Annotated in this window: 15 protein-coding genes; 2 read left to right on the top strand and 13 right to left on the bottom strand. The window is 65.2% G+C overall.

What is annotated here, in order from left to right:
* Positions 1–40: 40 nt before the first annotated feature.
* From hflX to ndk, 10 genes are all read right to left on the bottom strand, one after another.
* Positions 41–1,216 carry a GTPase HflX gene (gene hflX / locus DIE08_RS21960; RefSeq protein WP_185633731.1) on the bottom strand — a complete coding sequence of 392 codons (1,176 nt, stop codon included), beginning with the start codon at positions 1,214–1,216 and terminating at the stop codon, positions 41–43.
* A gap of 72 nt (positions 1,217–1,288) precedes the next feature.
* Entirely contained in the window at positions 1,289–1,528 is a 240-nt protein-coding gene (hfq, locus tag DIE08_RS21965; RefSeq protein WP_006399927.1) for an RNA chaperone Hfq, read from the bottom strand.
* A 141-nt stretch (positions 1,529–1,669) separates the two neighbouring features.
* Positions 1,670–3,007, bottom strand: coding sequence for a ribosome biogenesis GTPase Der (gene der, locus DIE08_RS21970; RefSeq protein WP_014896912.1), 1,338 nt, complete (start codon positions 3,005–3,007; stop codon positions 1,670–1,672).
* 246 nt (positions 3,008–3,253) lie between these two features.
* Positions 3,254–4,399 carry an outer membrane protein assembly factor BamB gene (gene bamB, locus DIE08_RS21980; RefSeq protein ID WP_059604387.1) on the bottom strand — a complete coding sequence of 382 codons (1,146 nt, stop codon included), beginning with the start codon at positions 4,397–4,399 and terminating at the stop codon, positions 3,254–3,256.
* 40 nt (positions 4,400–4,439) lie between these two features.
* Positions 4,440–5,069, bottom strand: a complete 630-nt coding sequence (locus DIE08_RS21985) for a tetratricopeptide repeat protein (RefSeq protein ID WP_124622651.1) — start codon at positions 5,067–5,069, stop codon at positions 4,440–4,442.
* Positions 5,070–5,124: 55 nt separating this feature from the next.
* The gene (gene hisS, locus DIE08_RS21990) at positions 5,125–6,465 is read right to left on the bottom strand and encodes a histidine--tRNA ligase (protein WP_124903553.1); all 1,341 of its coding nucleotides are present in this window, start codon (positions 6,463–6,465) and stop codon (positions 5,125–5,127) included.
* Positions 6,466–6,486: 21 nt separating this feature from the next.
* A complete protein-coding gene (ispG, locus tag DIE08_RS21995; protein WP_006483314.1) occupies positions 6,487–7,791 on the bottom strand; it encodes a flavodoxin-dependent (E)-4-hydroxy-3-methylbut-2-enyl-diphosphate synthase in 1,305 nt (434 codons plus the stop codon).
* A 106-nt stretch (positions 7,792–7,897) separates the two neighbouring features.
* Entirely contained in the window at positions 7,898–8,923 is a 1,026-nt protein-coding gene (locus DIE08_RS22000) for a helix-turn-helix domain-containing protein (protein ID WP_059604382.1), read from the bottom strand.
* 136 nt (positions 8,924–9,059) lie between these two features.
* Complete coding sequence (rlmN, locus tag DIE08_RS22005) at positions 9,060–10,199, bottom strand: 23S rRNA (adenine(2503)-C(2))-methyltransferase RlmN (RefSeq protein WP_014896906.1); 1,140 nt, start codon at positions 10,197–10,199, stop codon at positions 9,060–9,062.
* A 55-nt stretch (positions 10,200–10,254) separates the two neighbouring features.
* On the bottom strand, positions 10,255–10,680 hold the full coding sequence (gene ndk / locus DIE08_RS22010; RefSeq protein ID WP_006478674.1) for a nucleoside-diphosphate kinase: 426 nt from the start codon (positions 10,678–10,680) through the stop codon (positions 10,255–10,257).
* Between the two features lie 250 nt (positions 10,681–10,930).
* Between ndk and DIE08_RS22015 the strand changes: the two genes are divergently transcribed.
* Entirely contained in the window at positions 10,931–11,629 is a 699-nt protein-coding gene (locus DIE08_RS22015; RefSeq protein WP_006761414.1) for a Bax inhibitor-1/YccA family protein, read from the top strand.
* Positions 11,630–11,695: 66 nt separating this feature from the next.
* On the opposite strand, the gene rlmD is transcribed toward DIE08_RS22015, so the two are convergent.
* On the bottom strand, positions 11,696–13,093 hold the full coding sequence (gene rlmD / locus DIE08_RS22020; protein ID WP_124622649.1) for a 23S rRNA (uracil(1939)-C(5))-methyltransferase RlmD: 1,398 nt from the start codon (positions 13,091–13,093) through the stop codon (positions 11,696–11,698).
* A gap of 198 nt (positions 13,094–13,291) precedes the next feature.
* Between rlmD and DIE08_RS22025 the strand changes: the two genes are divergently transcribed.
* A complete protein-coding gene (locus DIE08_RS22025) occupies positions 13,292–14,146 on the top strand; it encodes an endonuclease/exonuclease/phosphatase family protein (RefSeq protein WP_124903555.1) in 855 nt (284 codons plus the stop codon).
* Positions 14,147–14,173: 27 nt separating this feature from the next.
* Here the strand turns inward: DIE08_RS22025 and DIE08_RS22030 are convergent, their stop codons facing one another.
* Positions 14,174–14,950 (bottom strand): 3'-5' exonuclease, encoded by a 777-nt coding sequence (locus tag DIE08_RS22030; protein WP_059604370.1) that lies wholly within the window; start codon positions 14,948–14,950, stop codon positions 14,174–14,176.
* A gap of 3 nt (positions 14,951–14,953) precedes the next feature.
* The gene (gene rpoS, locus DIE08_RS22035) at positions 14,954–16,039 is read right to left on the bottom strand and encodes an RNA polymerase sigma factor RpoS (protein ID WP_059604367.1); all 1,086 of its coding nucleotides are present in this window, start codon (positions 16,037–16,039) and stop codon (positions 14,954–14,956) included.
* Positions 16,040–16,042 lie beyond the last annotated feature (3 nt).

Raw genomic sequence — 16,042 nt, forward strand, 5'->3', positions numbered from 1 at the left:
TGTTCACCAGATTAGACGCCAGCGAACCGGCCGGGACCGGTTAGCGCCCGTGTTCGGAAATCGTGTGGTCTTCGTGCGGTTCAGCGGGTGCGCCGTCGAGCGCGCCGTTGGGTAACGTCGCGCCGGAAAGGTGTTCCGCGGAGGCGATCTCGGCGATGGCGGCACGCAACGCATCAAGACCCTGACCGGTGCGTGCGCTCAAAAAGACGCGCGAAATATTACCATACTCGTCCCGCTCGACCGCGTCGCCGCGGGCCGCCAGCTCGGGCACGGCGTCGATCTTGTTGAACACCAGCACCTGCCGGATCGTGTCCGCACCGATCTCGTGCAGCACGCCGTTCACCTGCTCGATCTGTTCGAGCCGCACCGCGCTCGACGCGTCGACGACGTGCAGCAGCAGATCCGCGTGGATCGTTTCCTCAAGGGTCGCGCGAAATGCGGCAACCAGTTGGTGAGGCAGTTCGCGAATGAACCCCACCGTATCAGACACGACGATCTGGCCTGCCTCGTCGCCGAGGTACACGCGCCGCGACGTCGTATCGAGCGTGGCGAACAGCTGGTCCGCCGCATAGGCCTGCGCTTTCGTCAGCGCATTGAACAGCGTCGACTTGCCCGCGTTCGTATAGCCGACGAGCGACACCGACATCGTGCCGCTGCGCGCGCGCTGGCGACGCTGCGTGCTGTGCTGCCGGCGCAACCGGTCGAGCCGCGACTTCAGCATCTTGATGCGCTCGCCGATCAGCCGGCGGTCGGTTTCGAGCTGGGTTTCACCGGGGCCGCGCAGGCCGATACCGCCCTTTTGCCGCTCCAGGTGAGTCCACGCGCGAATCAGGCGGGTCGACAGGTATTGCAACTGCGCGAGCTCGACCTGCAGCTTGCCTTCGTGGCTGCGGGCACGCTGCGCGAAGATATCGAGAATGAGGCTCGTGCGATCGACCACCCGCCTGTTAAGCGCCTGCTCCAGATTGCGTTGCTGGGCCGGTGCCAGTGCGTGGTTGAAGATGACGATTTCGACGTTGTGCGCTTCGCAGGCAAGCCGCAATTCTTCGGCTTTGCCGCTGCCGATGAACATCTTGGCATCGGGACTGGCGCGACGACCCGTGAGGGTGACGGCGGGACGGGCCCCCGCACTGGAGGCGAGAAGACTGAGTTCTTCGAGACTGGCTTCGAAATCGGTCTTGCCGAAGTCGATGCCGACGAGCGCTGCGTTGATCAAATTATCGGGTGTCAAGATAAGGCGGCTGGCATCGGTCGCTCGCGGCGACCGGACGCCGGCCGCTGCGATGGGTTAGGACGAGGCTTCCGCGTCCGGGTGGAAATTCACCGGGCGCGCCGGCACGACCGTCGAGATGGCGTGCTTGTAGACCATCTGGGTCACCGTATTACGGAGCAACACGACGTACTGGTCGAACGATTCAATGTTCCCTTGCAGCTTGATGCCGTTGACGAGATAGATCGAAACGGGAACGTGCTCTTTGCGCAGTGCGTTCAAAAACGGGTCTTGTAACAATTGCCCTTTGTTGCTCATGGCGTACTCCATCTTTTTTTGCAGGTTGATCTGGATTGGCGACGAAGAAAAAGAGATCCGGCGCCAATCGCTACACTATAGCCGATTTTGCATGCCCCGCCCGGGCGTAGGCCATGCGGCCTACCCCTTGCAGGACCTGCTTCAGCCCTTGTCCGCGTACGGGTTGTTCGACGAACGGAACTCTATGCGCAATGGAGTCCCGGTCAGTGAGAAAGTTTCGCGGAATCGGTTTTCGAGGTAACGCTTGTAGGTTTCCGTGACCGCATCGAGCGCGTTGCCGTGGATGACGATCAGCGGCGGATTCTGGCCGCCCTGGTGCGCGTAGCGCAGCTTCGGACGCACCGGACCGCGACGACGCGGCTGCTGGAACTCGACCGCCTCGATCAGCGCGCGCGTGAGCTTCGGCGTCGGCAGTTTCGCCATCGCCGCCGCGTACGCGTCGTCGACCGAGCGCATCAGCGCGCCGATGCCCGTCTTCTTCGCGGCCGAAATGTAGTGCGATTTCGCGAAGTCGAGGAATTTCAGCTTGCGGGTCAAATCCGCTTTCGCACGATCGCGTGCATGGTCGTCGAGGCCGTCCCACTTGTTGACGCCGATCACGAGCGCGCGGCCCTGTTCGACGACGAAGCCTGCGATGTGCGCGTCCTGGTCGGAAATGTCCTGCTGCGCATCCAGCAGAAGAATGACGACGTTCGCGTCGGAGATCGACTGCAGCGTCTTCACGACCGAGAATTTCTCGATCGCCTCGAACACCTTGCCGCGACGTCGCAAGCCCGCGGTGTCGATCAGCGTATATTTCTTGCCGTTGCGCTCGAAGTCGACGTAGATCGAATCGCGCGTCGTGCCCGGCATGTCGAACGCGATCACGCGGTCCTCGCCGATCAGCGCGTTCACGAGCGTCGACTTGCCGACGTTCGGCCGGCCGACGATCGCGATCTTGATGCCGCGCGACGGATCGTCCTCGTCCGCTTCCTCGGGCTGGCCCGCGTATGCGACTTCCAGCGCTTCGTTGATCATGTCGGTCACGCCGTCGCCGTGCGCGGCCGAGATCGCGCGCGGATCGCCGAGCCCGAGCTCGTAGAAGTCCGTCGCAACCGCCGTGTACTTCATCCCCTCGGCCTTGTTGACGACCAGGAAGATCGGCCGGCCGGTCTTGCGCAGGTAGTCGGCGATCGACTTGTCCTGCGGCGCGAGGCCGTTACGGCCGTCGACGATGAACACGACGACGTCGGCTTCCTCGACGGCCTGCCGCGTCTGGCGTGCCATCTCGTGCAGGATGCCGTCCTTCGCGACGGGCTCGAAGCCGCCGGTATCGACGACCAGATACGGCCGCTCGCCGACGCGCCCTTCGCCGTAATGGCGATCGCGCGTCAGGCCGGGCAAGTCGGCAACCAGCGCATCGCGCGAGCGCGTGAGCCGGTTGAACAGCGTGGATTTCCCCACATTGGGGCGCCCAACGAGGGCAATGACCGGTTTCATCTGTGTTTTCTACGGTGATGCGCAGCAGCGGGAGGCCCGCTGCTGCGGGCGGCTGCGCTGAATGAAAATATCACGAATTCGCGCCGCGCCGGATGCGCGCGCCGGGCGCGCGTTGCGCGCCGTCGTCTTTCGTTTCGAACTGCCTTTCAAATACCGAGCGGCCGGGGACACCGGCCGCCTTCATGTCGCGCAATCGCGCGCGCGGGACGAGCCCGCCGCGCCGCGATTGCGCTCGTTGCGTGCGCGTCAGCGCGGACGGAACCCGTACAGGCCGCCATCCTTCGTCTGCACGACGAGCGTATTGCCGGCCAGGACCGGCGCCGCGGTAATCGCGCTGCCGTCGGTTTTCATCCGGGCGATGAAGCTGCCGTCCTCGCGCGACAGGAAGTGCACGAAGCCCTTGTAGTCGCCCATCACGACCGCATGGCCGAGCAGGTATGGCACGCCGACGTCGCGGCTCTTCAGCTTGTCGTTACGCCAGAGCTGATTGCCGCTCGCCGCGTCGTAGGCCGTCACGACCGACCAGTCGTCCCCGCCGGCGACGACCGAATCGTCCTGCGCGAGACCGCTGCGGCTCGAGAACGCCTTCTCCCACAGCGGACGGCCCGAGTTCGCGTCGAAGCAGCCGAGCTGGCCCTGGAACGTGACCGCGCACGCTTGAGCACCCACGAGCGTCGGCGGACCGCTGACGTCGTTGATACGCTCCACTTCGGTCACGCCCTTCGGGAACGACACGGGCGTCTGCCAGAACGGCTCGCCCGTCTGCAGGTTGATCGCGACAAGACCGCCGCCGGGGAAGCCCGCCAGCACGGCCGCATCGCCCGCGAACGTCATGCCGGCCGACACGCGCAGGTTCAGCGGCACCGCGCGGTTGCGGTAGTTCCACTTCTGCTCGCCCGTCTGCGCGTTGAACGCGATCACCTGGCCGTCGATCGTGCGCACGATCACGAGACCGTTGCCGACCAGCGGCGGCGAGAAGATCTCGCCCTGCACGCTCGTCTTCCACAGTTGCTTGCCGTCGGGGCCCAGCACGAACACACCGCCCTTCAACGCGCCGACTGCGGTCAGGTTGCCGTCGCTGCCGACCCCGGCCGACAGATCCGAGCCGACCTTCGCGCGCCACAGCGTCTGGCCCGTCTTCGCGTCGATCTTCTCGACCGAACCGTTCTCGCCCGCCGCGTAGACGGCGTCGCCAACGGCCACCGGCGAGAACAGATAGCGCCCGCCCTTGCCGACGCTCGCCTTCCAGACCTGTTGCACGTCCATGACGGGCTTGAACTCGGTGAGCGGCGTCGGCACGCGGCGCGCGTCCTTCGACGACGAGCAGGCCGCCAATGCCAGGACAGCCGCCGCGCAGGCTACGGGCACAGCGTAACGTTTCAGCAAATTCATCGGTTAGCGAAGCAGAGTTAAGAGGTTGAGAGGGCCGGGATCAGCCGCCGAGCGCGTCGAGCTTGAACTGCACGAGCTGACGCGCGGACTGGTCGTCCTGCGACAGGCCGTCGAGCGCAAGCTTGTATGCGGCGCGCGCATCGGCGGTCTTGCCTTGCGCCGCAAGCAGATCGCCGCGGCGATCGGCCACGAGACCCTTGAATGCATCGACTGGCGTGCCGGAAAGCAGCGCGAGGCCCGCATCGTACGCCTTCTCGTCGAGCAGCAGCGATGCGAGACGCAGCTTCGCGATCTGCTTGTACTCGTCGTCCTTGGCGTGATCGACGGCCCATTGCAGCTGCGCCTTCGCGCCGGCGGCATCGCCGGCTGCGTACAGCGTCTTCGCTGCCAACAGTGCGCTCATCTGCGCATACGGCGTGCTGCCGAACTTGTCTTCCATGTCGGCCGCCGCGCGGGCCATCGTCGCCTTGTCATTCCCGGCGGCAGCCTTCTGCACCTGCTCGTACAACCCGGAAGCCTCGGCGGCCTGACGGCGCTGCCAGTAATTCCAGCCGTTGAAACCGGCCGCGACGACCAGCGCCGCGAGCACGATCCACGTGGTGAGGTTGCCCCAGCGGGCCCACCACGCCTTGAGACTTTCAATCGATTCTTGTTCGTCGTGATAACTCATCGGCGAGCGATTCCTTCCTTTTCAGGCTTTTCTTGTCGAGCGAATGCCAGCGCGATCAGTCGTCGCCGTCTTCGGCGGATGCAACCATCGCATTGATTAGGAATTCGGTCAAGCTTTCGACCGGTACGGTCTGCTGAACGTTCTTTTCCCCATCCTCGCCCGCACCGCGCAACGCTTTCACGCCGACCGTGCCGTTCGCGACCTCTTCTTCGCCGAAGATCACCGCGAACGCGGCACCGCTCGCATCGGCCCGCTTCATCTGCGACTTGAAACTTGCCGGGCCGCCGTCAGCGCTGCAGTGGAAAATCACGTCGAGGCCCGTATCGCGCAGACGCTCGGCCGCGATGAACGCCTGTTCGCGCGCCGTCTCGCCCTGGTGCACCATGTACACGTCGACACCTTCCTGCTCGGGCGCGAGATCCTCTTCCTTCAGCAGCTCGAGAATGCGCTCGATGCCCATCGCCCAGCCGCATGCGGCGGTCGGCTTGCCGCCGAGCTGCTCGATCAGCGGATCGTAGCGGCCGCCGGCCGCGACCGTGCCCTGCGCGCCGAGCTTGTCGGTCACCCACTCGAACACGGTCAGGTTGTAGTAGTCGAGGCCGCGCACGAGACGCGGGTTGATCTTGAACGGGATGTTGTTCGCGAGCAGCAGGCGCTGCAGCCCTTCGAAATGGGCACGCGACTCGTCACCGAGGAAGTCGATCAGCTTCGGCGCGTTCTGCGCGATTTCCTGCAGCGCGGGGTTCTTCGTGTCGAGCACGCGCAGCGGGTTCGTATACAGGCGACGCTTTGCGTCCTCGTCCAGGACATCGGCGAACTGCTCGAGATATTTGATCAGTTCGACGCGGTGTGCGGCACGCTCTTCGGCGAGGCCGAGCGAGTTGATCTCGAGCTTGATACCGGTCAGGCCGAGGTCGTCCCACAGGCGCTGACACATCATGATGATCTCGGCATCCGCGTCCGGGCCAGCGAAGCCGAGTGCCTCGACGCCGACCTGGTGGAACTGACGATAGCGGCCGCGCTGCGGACGCTCGTGACGAAACATCGGGCCGATGTACCACAGGCGCTTCGGGCCGTCGTACAGCATGTTGTGCTCGATCGACGCGCGCACGACGGCCGCGGTGTTCTCCGGGCGCATCGTCAGGTTCTCGCCGTTCAGCGCGTCGGTGAAGCTGTACATCTCCTTCTCGACGATGTCCGTGACTTCGCCGATGCCGCGCGTGAAGAGCTGCGTATGTTCTACGATCGGCGTGCGGATGTTCTGGTAGCCGTACGCGCGCAGCAGCGATTTCACGGTAGCTTCGAAGAACTCCCAGAGGCCGGCATCCTGCGGGAGGATGTCGTTCATGCCCTTGACGCCGGTGAGCTTCTCGATCTTGCGTTTCTGTTCAGTCATCGTTCGTGTGTGTGGACGAATTTAGTTCAGGGCCTCGGTGCGGCCGTAATTGCGTGCGACGTAGTCGCTGACGATCTGCTGGAATTCCTCGGCGATCCGCTCACCGCGCAGCGTCTTGACCTTCTCGCCATCGATGAAGACGGGCGCGGCCGGGTTTTCGCCCGAACCCGGCAGGCTGATGCCGATGTTCGCGTGCTTCGACTCGCCCGGGCCGTTGACGATGCAGCCCATCACCGCGACGTTCATCTTCTCGACGCCCGGATATTCCTTGCGCCAGACCGGCATCTGCTCACGCAGATAGGTCTGGATCTGCATCGCGAGTTCCTGGAACAGCGTGCTCGTCGTGCGGCCGCAGCCCGGGCACGCGATCACCATCGGCGCGAACGAGCGCAGGCCCATCGTTTGCAGGATTTCCTGGCCGACGATCACTTCGCCCGTGCGCGACGCACCCGGCTCCGGCGTCAGCGAAATGCGGATCGTGTCGCCGATCCCTTCCTGCAGCAACACGCCGAGCGCGGCCGTCGAAGCGACGATGCCCTTCGAGCCCATGCCCGCCTCGGTCAGACCGAGGTGCAGCGCGAACCCGCAGCGGCGGCCGAGCTCGCGGTACACGGCGATCAGGTCCTGCACGCCGCTGACCTTGCACGACAGCACGATGCGGTCACGGCCGAGACCCAGTTCGACCGCGCGCTCGGCCGAGCCGATCGCCGACTGGATCAGCGCTTCGTACATCACGCTCTGCGCATCCCACGGCTGCGCACGCGCACCGTTCTCGTCCATCATGCGCGCGAGCAGGTCCTGGTCGAGACTGCCCCAGTTCACGCCGATCCGCACCGGCTTGTCGTACTTCGCCGCGGCCTCGATCATCTGCGCGAACTGCGTGTCGCGCTTCGCACCCTGGCCGACGTTACCCGGGTTGATCCGGTACTTCGACAGCGACTCCGCGCAGCCCGGATAGTCGCGCAGCAGCAGGTGGCCGTTGTAGTGGAAATCTCCGACGAGCGGGACGGTCACACCCATCCGGTCGAGCTGCTCGCGGATCGCCGGCACGGCGGCCGCGGCCTCCGGCGTATTGACCGTGATGCGCACCAGTTCCGAACCCGCATTCGCGAGTTCCTTGATCTGGATCGCCGTGCCGATCGCGTCGGCCGTGTCGGTATTCGTCATCGACTGCACGCGCACCGGCGCATCACCGCCGATCGTCACGAGCTGCCCGCCCCAACGAACATCCACCGCATGCGACACGCGACGCGGCTGATGCCCGCCGAACACCGGCTCGGTTGAACAAATCTGACTGCTGCGTGGGGATTGAGCTTCGGATTGCATCGATAGATCCATTTACGCGGAATGCGCCGCGAGGCGGCGCATGAATTGAAAAAGCGCCGTGCCCTCGCGGCCTGTCCAGGACAGGCCTGCGTCACGGCGCTTGACGTCAGGGCAGCGTGAACCGCGCCACGTTACCCCGCGCTGCCGAATATTTCGCCGGATCGACGGGTTTTCCGTCGAACGCGACCGTATCAAGACCTGCCTTGTTGCCGATCGTGACCTTGAACGGCCCGTCGCCGGCGACCTGCTTCGTCTCGCCGGCCCGCACAAGCGCCGAGAACAGCTCCTTGCCGTTCTTGTCGCGCACGCTGAACCAGCAATCCTGCTTGACCTTCAGTTCGACCATCGACTGGCCTGCCGCCACCACGACGCTCGCGGGCTGCGCCGACACGGCCGCGCTGCTCGCCGCTGCCGACGCGACGATCGGTTGCGACGCAGGCACGACGGCCGTCGGGGCCGGAGCCGAAGCAACCGGAGCAGCCGACGCGACAGCCTGCGGTGCCGCGGCGGATGCTGCAACCTGCGCCGGGACGTCGTTGCCGACTGCCGTCGACGCACCGCCGGCGACCGCCTCTTCGGCGGAAGACGCCGCCGACGCGCTCGCCGCCGACGCATGTTCGGCGTCGCCGCCACTCTTGAAGCGCGCGAGCCAGCTCGACGTATCGCCGCCAGTGTGCCACATGAGTACCGCGATCACCGCGACGACAACGATCGCCGTCCCCCACAGCCACGGATGATGGCGCGACGAGCCGCCGAGCGGAATCGATACGCGGCCGCGCGGCAGATCCGTCCCCGACGACGCGGGCATCGACAGATCGACTTCGGGCACGCCGCGCTCGCGGCGCAACGCCTGTGCAAACGGCTCGGGATCGACACCGAGCATTTTCGCGTAGCTGCGCACGACGCCAAGCGCGAACGTCACGCCGGGCAAATGGCTGATGTCGCCTGCCTCAAGCGCACGCAGTTTCTGCGGGGCGACCTTGAGCCGCGCCGACACGTCGTCGACCGTCCAGCCCTTCGCTTCCCGGAGCTCCGCCAGCCGGCTGCCGACGGCCGCCAGCGTTTCAAGCCCTGCCTGCGCCGGCTTCGCGGCATTCATCTCTGCGCCGTTTGTCGGCTGCGGCTCACTCATCCTTGTCCTCGCGTCGATTCTTCTTCACTGGCGGGCGCCGCCGGCTCCCGCAACCGTCCATATCATGCGCGGCGCCGAGGCGCCGCGTCCGATCGCTATTCGCGTGTTGTACCGCCAAAAGGTTCGGGCATCCCCGTCAAACCGCCCGAACTTCGATGATTTTTGCTGCTGCGCCCGTTCGCTCCGCCAGGCGCGTGCGGTCCTTCACGGCGCCGGCCAGCTGGCCGCACGCGGCGTCGATGTCGTCGCCGCGCGTCTTGCGCACGGTCGTGACGACACCCGCGTCGATGAGGACCTGTGCGAAACGTTTGATCTGCTCCGGCTTCGAGCGGATGAGGCCCGATTCCGGAAACGGATTGAACGGGATCAGATTGAACTTGCAGGGCACGTCGCGCGTGACGGCCAGCAGTTCGCGCGCATGCGCTTCGGTGTCGTTGACGCCGTCGAGCATGCAGTATTCGAAAGTGATGAAGTCGCGCGGCGCAACTTTCAGATAACGCTGGCACGCGGCCATCAGCTCGCGAAGCGGATGCTTCTTGTTGAGCGGCACCAGTTCGTCGCGCAGCGCGTCGTTCGGTGCGTGGAGCGAAACGGCGAGCGCGACCGGCAGTTCTGCGCCGAGGCGGTCCATCATCGGCACCACGCCGGACGTCGACAATGTGACGCGGCGGCGCGACAGGCCGTAGGCGTTGTCGTCGAGCATGAGCCGCATCGCGGGCACGACCGCGCTGTAATTCAGCAGCGGCTCGCCCATGCCCATCATCACCACGTTGGTGACGACCCGTTCGGCCTTGCCGTTCGGACCGGGCGCGCGACCGAGCGACGCACGCAGTGCAAATTCGGCCATCCGGAGCTGGCCGATGATTTCGGCTGTCGACAGGTTGCGGGAGAAGCCCTGCTTGCCCGTCGAGCAGAAGCGGCAGTTGACCGCACACCCGGCTTGCGACGACACGCACAACGTGCCGCGCGTCTCTTCCGGGATGAAAACGGTTTCGACCGCATTGCCGTTTCCGACGTCGATCAGCCACTTGCGCGTGCCGTCGGTGGAAACGTGATCGCTGACGATATCGGGCATCACGATCGACGCGCGGCCCTTGAGCTTTTCTCTCAGGGACTTCGCGAGGTCGGTCATGCCGTCGAAATCGCCAGCGTTGTACTGATGGATCCAGCGCTGCAACTGCTTGGCGCGGAACGGCTTCTCGCCGAGGCTGCCGCAGTACGCGACAAGACCCTCGGCATCGAAGTCGAGAAGATTGACGGAAGTTTCGCTCGTCATGATGTGCTGCCTTGCCGCGTGCGCTGAATCCTGCCTACTTGCTGTCAGCCAGGGCTTAGCGCGAGTAAACGTTCATTTCCGGGAAGAAGAACGCGATTTCGACCGCAGCCGTTTCCGCTGCGTCCGAGCCGTGCACGGCGTTCGCGTCGATGCTGTCGGCGAAGTCGGCGCGGATCGTGCCCTTTTCCGCCTTCTTCGGATCCGTCGCGCCCATCAGGTCGCGGTTCTTCAGGATCGCGCCTTCACCTTCCAGAACCTGGATCATCACCGGACCCGAGATCATGAAATCGACGAGGTCCTTGAAGAACGGACGTGCTGCGTGAACTGCGTAGAACTTCTCTGCGTCAGCACGCGACAGGTGTGCCATGCGCGATGCGACGATCTTCAGGCCGGCGCCTTCGAAACGGCTGTAGATCTGGCCGATCACGTTCTTTGCCACCGCATCCGGCTTGATGATCGACAGGGTGCGCTCGATTGCCATAAAAACTCCAAGAAATTAAGAAGTTACAGGTTCAAATGAATCCGCTATTGTAGCACGATCCCGTGTATCATTGCGATTGAACCCTTACACGAATGAAAGGTTCTGAATCGATATATTTTTGCGCCGCCCTGCCATTGAAACCAAGCGGTGCGGAACGTATCTTAGCCATAGCTGCTCCGGTTTGCTGCGCCGCACACCGCGTGCGCCGAACCGGCCCGGGACGCCCACGCGTTCAATGTTAGGAGAAACCATGAACGACTATCCGTACAATTTCGGCCGCGGCGGCTCCGTCAGCACCGCGGAAGTTCGCAATCGCGTGCTGCGGAACACGTACTGGCTGCTCGCGCTGTCGATGGTGCCGACGGTGCTGGGGGCATGGGTCGGCGTCGCGACGGGCTTCTCGCTGTTCGCGGCCACCAGCCCGATGATGAGCCTGCTGGCGTTCTTCGCGATCGCGTTCGGCTTCATGTTCGCGATCGAGCGGACGAAAAATAGCGCGGCCGGCGTGTTCGTGCTGCTCGGCTTCACGTTCTTCATGGGCCTGATGCTGTCGCGCCTGCTGAGCTTCATCCTCGGCTTCTCGAACGGCCCGTCGCTGATCATGCTCGCGTTCGGGGGCACCGGCATCATCTTCGCCGCGATGGCGACGATCGCCACGGTCAGCAAGCGCGACTTCTCGGGGCTCGGCAAGTGGCTGTTCATGGGCGTGATCGTGATCCTGCTTGCCTCGGTCGCGAACATCTTCCTGCAACTGCCGGCGCTGATGCTCACCGTGTCGGTGCTCGCGATCGCGATCTTCTCGGCCTACATGCTGTTCGACGTCCAGCGCGTCGTGAACGGCGGCGAGACGAACTACATCTCGGCGACGCTTGCGATCTACCTCGATCTGTACAACGTGTTCACGAACCTGCTCGCGCTGCTCGGCATCTTCGGCGGCAACCGTAACTGACGGTCGCTAGACACCGAAAAAAAACCGGCCTCGTGGGCCGGTTTTTTACGTCCACCGCCCGCCCGCTCAGTCGCGCTCGAACAGCGCGATCGATTCGACGTGCGACGTATTCGGGAACATGTTAACGACCCCGGCACCCTTCAGCCGATAGCCGGCCTCGTGCACGAGCAGGCCCGCGTCGCGCGCGAGCGTCGACGGGTTGCACGACACGTAGACGATGCGCTTCGGCAGCGGGCCGTCGCCGCTTTGCGCGATTTCGGCCAGCGCCTTCGACACCGCGAGCGCGCCTTCGCGCGGCGGGTCGATCAGGAACTTGTCGAACGCGCCGAGCGCACGAAGGTCGTCGCCCGTCACCTCGAACAGGTTCCGGCACGCGAACGTCGTGTGGCCGTCGACACCGTTCTCGCGCGCATTCGCCAGCGCGCGCGTCGTCAGCGTCTCGCTGCCTTCGATGCCCATCACCTCGCGGGACAGCCGCGCGAGCGGCAGCGTGAAGTTGCCGATCCCGCAGAACAGGTCGAGCACGCGATCGTCGCGCGACGGCGCGAGCAGGCGCAGCGCGCGGCCCACCAGCACGCGGTTGATCTGATGGTTGACCTGCGTGAAGTCGGTCGGCTTGAACGGCATGCGGATGCCGAACTCCGGCAGCGTGTAGTCGAGCGGCACGTCCAGCGGATAGAACGGCGTGACCGTGTCCGGGCCCTTCGGCTGAAGCCAGAATTGCACCTTGTGCTCGTCCGCGAACGCGCGCAGCAGCGCTTCGTCATCCGCATTGATCGGCTCCAGCACGCGCAGCACCAGCGCCGTGACTTGCGAACCGACCGCGAGCTCGATCTGCGGCATCCGGTCACGAATCGACAGCCCCTCCACCAGCCGACGCAGCGGTACGAGCATCGCCGACACGTGCGGCGGCAGCACTTCGCAGCTCGTCATGTCGGCGACATAGCTGCTCTTCTTTTCATGGAATCCGACGAGCACGCCGCCCTTCTTCGCGACGTTGCGCACGGTCAGGCGCGCACGGTAGCGGTAACCCCACGACGGGCCGTGGATCGGCGCGAACATCGTCTCGGCGCGCAGCTTCGACAGGTGCCACAGGTTGTCCTCGAGCACGCGCTGCTTGATCGCCACCTGCGCACGCATGTCGAGGTGCTGCATCGAGCAGCCGCCGCAGGTGCCGAAGAATTTGCACTTCGGCTGCGTGCGCAGCACGCTTGGGCGCAGAATATCGACGACGGTCGCCTGCTCGTAGCTCGGCTTGCGACGATAGCTCGAATAGGTCACGCGCTCCCCGGGCAGCGCGCCCTCGACGAAGATGACCTTGCCCGGCGAGCCGTCCTCGGTCGTCGTGCGGCCGACACCGCGCGCTTCCATGTCGAGCGATTCGATCTCGAGAACCGGGGCAGGCCCGGGCGCGACGGGCGCATTTTTCGATTTGCGCGCAGAAGTGGGGACGGCTTCGGACACCAGCTTTTCCTGACAAAACGTTGAAGAAGGCGAGATTGTAGACGACGAAAGCCCGCATCGCCCGCTTTCGTGGCGCAAGCGTCGATACGGATGCGCCTACCGCACCACGTCATGCAGGCACGGTCTGCCGCCGGCCCGCATGCGCGGCGTCTCGCCAGGCCACGGACGGCATAAGTTCTGCTCGCAGGAGACTCGACCATGCGACTGATCGACTGGAACGTTCAATGGGGTCGGGACGCGGACGGCGTCGTCGACCTTCCCCGCACCATCGCCGCCGCCCGCCGGCTTGGCGACTTCGACGTGTTGTGCCTGCAGGAAGTGACGCGCGGCTTCGGCGCACTGCCCGGCCGGCCGGGCCCCGACCAGTTCGCCGAACTGGCGGCGTTGCTGCCCGGCTATGCGATCGTCGACGCGATCGGCGCCGACCTGCCGGCGCTGGAACCCGGCGCGCCGCGTCGCCAGTTCGGCAATGCGATCGCGACCCGGCTGCCCGTCCGGCGCGTGCTGCGCCAACTGCTGCCGTGGCCGGCCGACGCGGGCGCGCCGTCGATGCCGCGTGTCGCGCTCGACGTCGAGCTGCTGACGCCGTCGGGTCCGCTTCGGGTCGTCACGACGCACCTCGAATACTATTCGGCGCGCCAGCGACTCGCGCAGGTCGATGCGTTGCGCGATCGGCACCGAGAGGCCTGCGCCCACGCGGACCGGCCCGCGCCGGCGGAAAATGCGACGGGGCCGTTCAGCGCGACCGACCAGCCGCGCGACGCGATCGTCTGCGGCGATTTCAACAGCGCGTTCGGCAGCGATGCGTACCGGCGCATGCTGGCGCCGATCGCCGACGCGCCGCCGTTCGTCGATGCGTGGATTGCCCGCCACCCGGGCTGCACGCCGCCGCCGACTGCCGGCGTTTACGACACGGCGCAATGGTCGGAAGGGCCGCTCGCATGCGATTTCGTGTTCGTGACCGATACGCTGCTGCCACGCGTCACGCGCTGCGAGATCGACGCCGACGTGCGCGCGTCGGATCACCAGCCGATCGTGCTCGAACTCGATTGATCGCTGCCGCGGCGCGAGCCTCCCGCGTTACGCGTCGAAACCGGCCAGGTATTCGGCCCAATGCGACGCGGGCTCCTGTGCCAGCGCGTTCTTCACGAGCAGGATCTCGTCAGCATACTCGCTCGGCGTCAGGCCGCCGCGCATCAGCTGGAACCGGCAATACAGCAGGTAAGTATTGACGACGTCGGTTTCGCAATAGTTGCGGATTTCCTCGATCCGGCCGTCCTGGAACGCGGGCCACACCTGGCTGCCGTCCATCCCGAGCTTGCCCGGAAACCCGCACAGCTTCGCGAGCGCGTCGAGCGGCGCATTCGCGCGCGCCTGATACATCGCGAGCACGTCCATCAGATCGGTGTGTCGCGAGTGATAGCGCGAGATGTAGTTGTTCCACTTGAATTCGCGGTCGTCCTCGCCCAGATCCCAGTAGCGCGTCGCGGGGATCCCGTGCACGAGCGCACGGTAATGGAGCACCGGCAGATCGAAGCCGCCGCCGTTCCACGACACGAGCTGCGGCGTGTATTTCTCGATCACGCGATAGAACGACTGGACCAGCGTCGCCTCGTTGTCCTGGGGCGTGCCCAGCGAGCGCACGCGAAAACCATTGTTGTCGCGGAACACGCAGGAAATCGCCGCGATGCGCTGCAGGTGATGCGGCAGGAAATCGCTGCCGGTCTTTTCGCGGCGCGCGGCGAACGCATGTTCGGCCACCGCGGCATCGTCGAGCGTCGCGGGCAGGTCTTCCAGACGGCGAATGCCGTCGACATCGGGAATGGTCTCGATGTCAAAAACGAGAATCGGAGTCATCAGTTACAGAACGGCGTCCTTGCGCACGCCGTTGGAGGCAAAGAACCGCTTGAGGCGCACCAGCGCTTCCTGCTGGATCTGCCGCACCCGCTCGCGCGTGAGCCCCATCTCGTCGGCCAGCTCCTCGAGCGTGGCCGGTTCGATGTGGTTCAGGCCGAAGCGGCGCTCGATCACGTGCCGATGCTTGTCGGACAGCCGCGACAGCCACGCGCGCGTGAGCGTCTCGAGTTCGCGGTGCTGCACCTCGGCGTCGGGCGACTGGCTCTGGTCGTCGGGCAGCAGGTCGAGCAGGCTGCTCGCGGGATCGAGATCGAGCGGCGCGTCGAGCGACGCGGTGTGCTCGTTGAGCGCGAGGATGTCGGTGACTTCCTCGGCGGTCTTGCCGGTGAGATAGGCGATGTCGTCGATGCTGGCTTCGCGGCGCTCAGCCGCCTCGCCCGTCGACATCGAGTTCTTTTCGAGGTGGCGCTTCGCGCGCAGCACCTGGTTCAGTTCGCGGATCACGTGCACGGGCAGGCGCACGGTGCGCGCCTGGTTCATGATCGCCCGTTCGATGCTCTGGCGGATCCACCACGTCGCGTAGGTCGAGAAACGAAAGCCGCGCGTCGGGTCGAATTTCTCGATCGCGTGCATCAGGCCGAGGTTGCCTTCCTCGATCAGGTCGAGCAACGGCACGCCGCGGTTCAGGTAACCCTTCGCGATGCTGACGACGAGACGCAGGTTGCGCTCGATCATCACCTGCCGCGCCTCAAATTCGCCGGCCTTCGCGAGACGCGAATAGCGCTGCTCCTCCTCGACGGTCAGGAGTGGCTTCACGCTGATGCGATTCAGGTAATGCTGGATCGTGTCGGCCGTGAGTTCGGCCTGCAGCAATGCGCGGAAATCGTCGACGTCGGGCGCGGCTTCCGCACGGCCTTCGCGCTCGTCGTCGCCGTCCGCTTCGGCGTCGCGTGCCTCGAGATCACGTTCGTTTTCCGCGACGTCGTCTTCGTCGTCCGTCGAAGCGCCAGCTCGCTCCACCGATGCTTGCGTGGCACGACTGATCTTCTCAGATTCGGCTTGCGGCTCGTGGCGCTTCGATTTCGGCATGGT

This window comes from Burkholderia sp. Bp9004, assembly GCF_003858025.1.
Taxonomy (GTDB): Bacteria; Pseudomonadota; Gammaproteobacteria; order Burkholderiales; family Burkholderiaceae; genus Burkholderia; species Burkholderia diffusa.

Bases quoted from the DNA above. Each gene is read 5' to 3' on its own strand.
- bamB (WP_059604387.1), bottom strand. From the start codon at position 4,399: ATGAATTTGCTGAAACGTTACGCTGTGCCCGTAGCCTGCGCGGCGGCT.
- der (WP_014896912.1), bottom strand. From the start codon at position 3,007: ATGAAACCGGTCATTGCCCTCGTTGGGCGCCCCAATGTGGGGAAATCC.
- DIE08_RS22025 (WP_124903555.1), top strand. From the start codon at position 13,292: ATGCGACTGATCGACTGGAACGTTCAATGGGGTCGGGACGCGGACGGC.
- rpoS (WP_059604367.1), bottom strand. From the start codon at position 16,039: ATGCCGAAATCGAAGCGCCACGAGCCGCAAGCCGAATCTGAGAAGATC.
- DIE08_RS22030 (WP_059604370.1), bottom strand. From the start codon at position 14,950: ATGACTCCGATTCTCGTTTTTGACATCGAGACCATTCCCGATGTCGAC.
- rlmN (WP_014896906.1), bottom strand. From the start codon at position 10,199: ATGACGAGCGAAACTTCCGTCAATCTTCTCGACTTCGATGCCGAGGGT.
- ndk (WP_006478674.1), bottom strand. From the start codon at position 10,680: ATGGCAATCGAGCGCACCCTGTCGATCATCAAGCCGGATGCGGTGGCA.
- hfq (WP_006399927.1), bottom strand. From the start codon at position 1,528: ATGAGCAACAAAGGGCAATTGTTACAAGACCCGTTTTTGAACGCACTG.
- ispG (WP_006483314.1), bottom strand. From the start codon at position 7,791: ATGCAATCCGAAGCTCAATCCCCACGCAGCAGTCAGATTTGTTCAACC.
- DIE08_RS21985 (WP_124622651.1), bottom strand. From the start codon at position 5,069: ATGAGTTATCACGACGAACAAGAATCGATTGAAAGTCTCAAGGCGTGG.
- DIE08_RS22015 (WP_006761414.1), top strand. From the start codon at position 10,931: ATGAACGACTATCCGTACAATTTCGGCCGCGGCGGCTCCGTCAGCACC.
- DIE08_RS22000 (WP_059604382.1), bottom strand. From the start codon at position 8,923: ATGAGTGAGCCGCAGCCGACAAACGGCGCAGAGATGAATGCCGCGAAG.
- hisS (WP_124903553.1), bottom strand. From the start codon at position 6,465: ATGACTGAACAGAAACGCAAGATCGAGAAGCTCACCGGCGTCAAGGGC.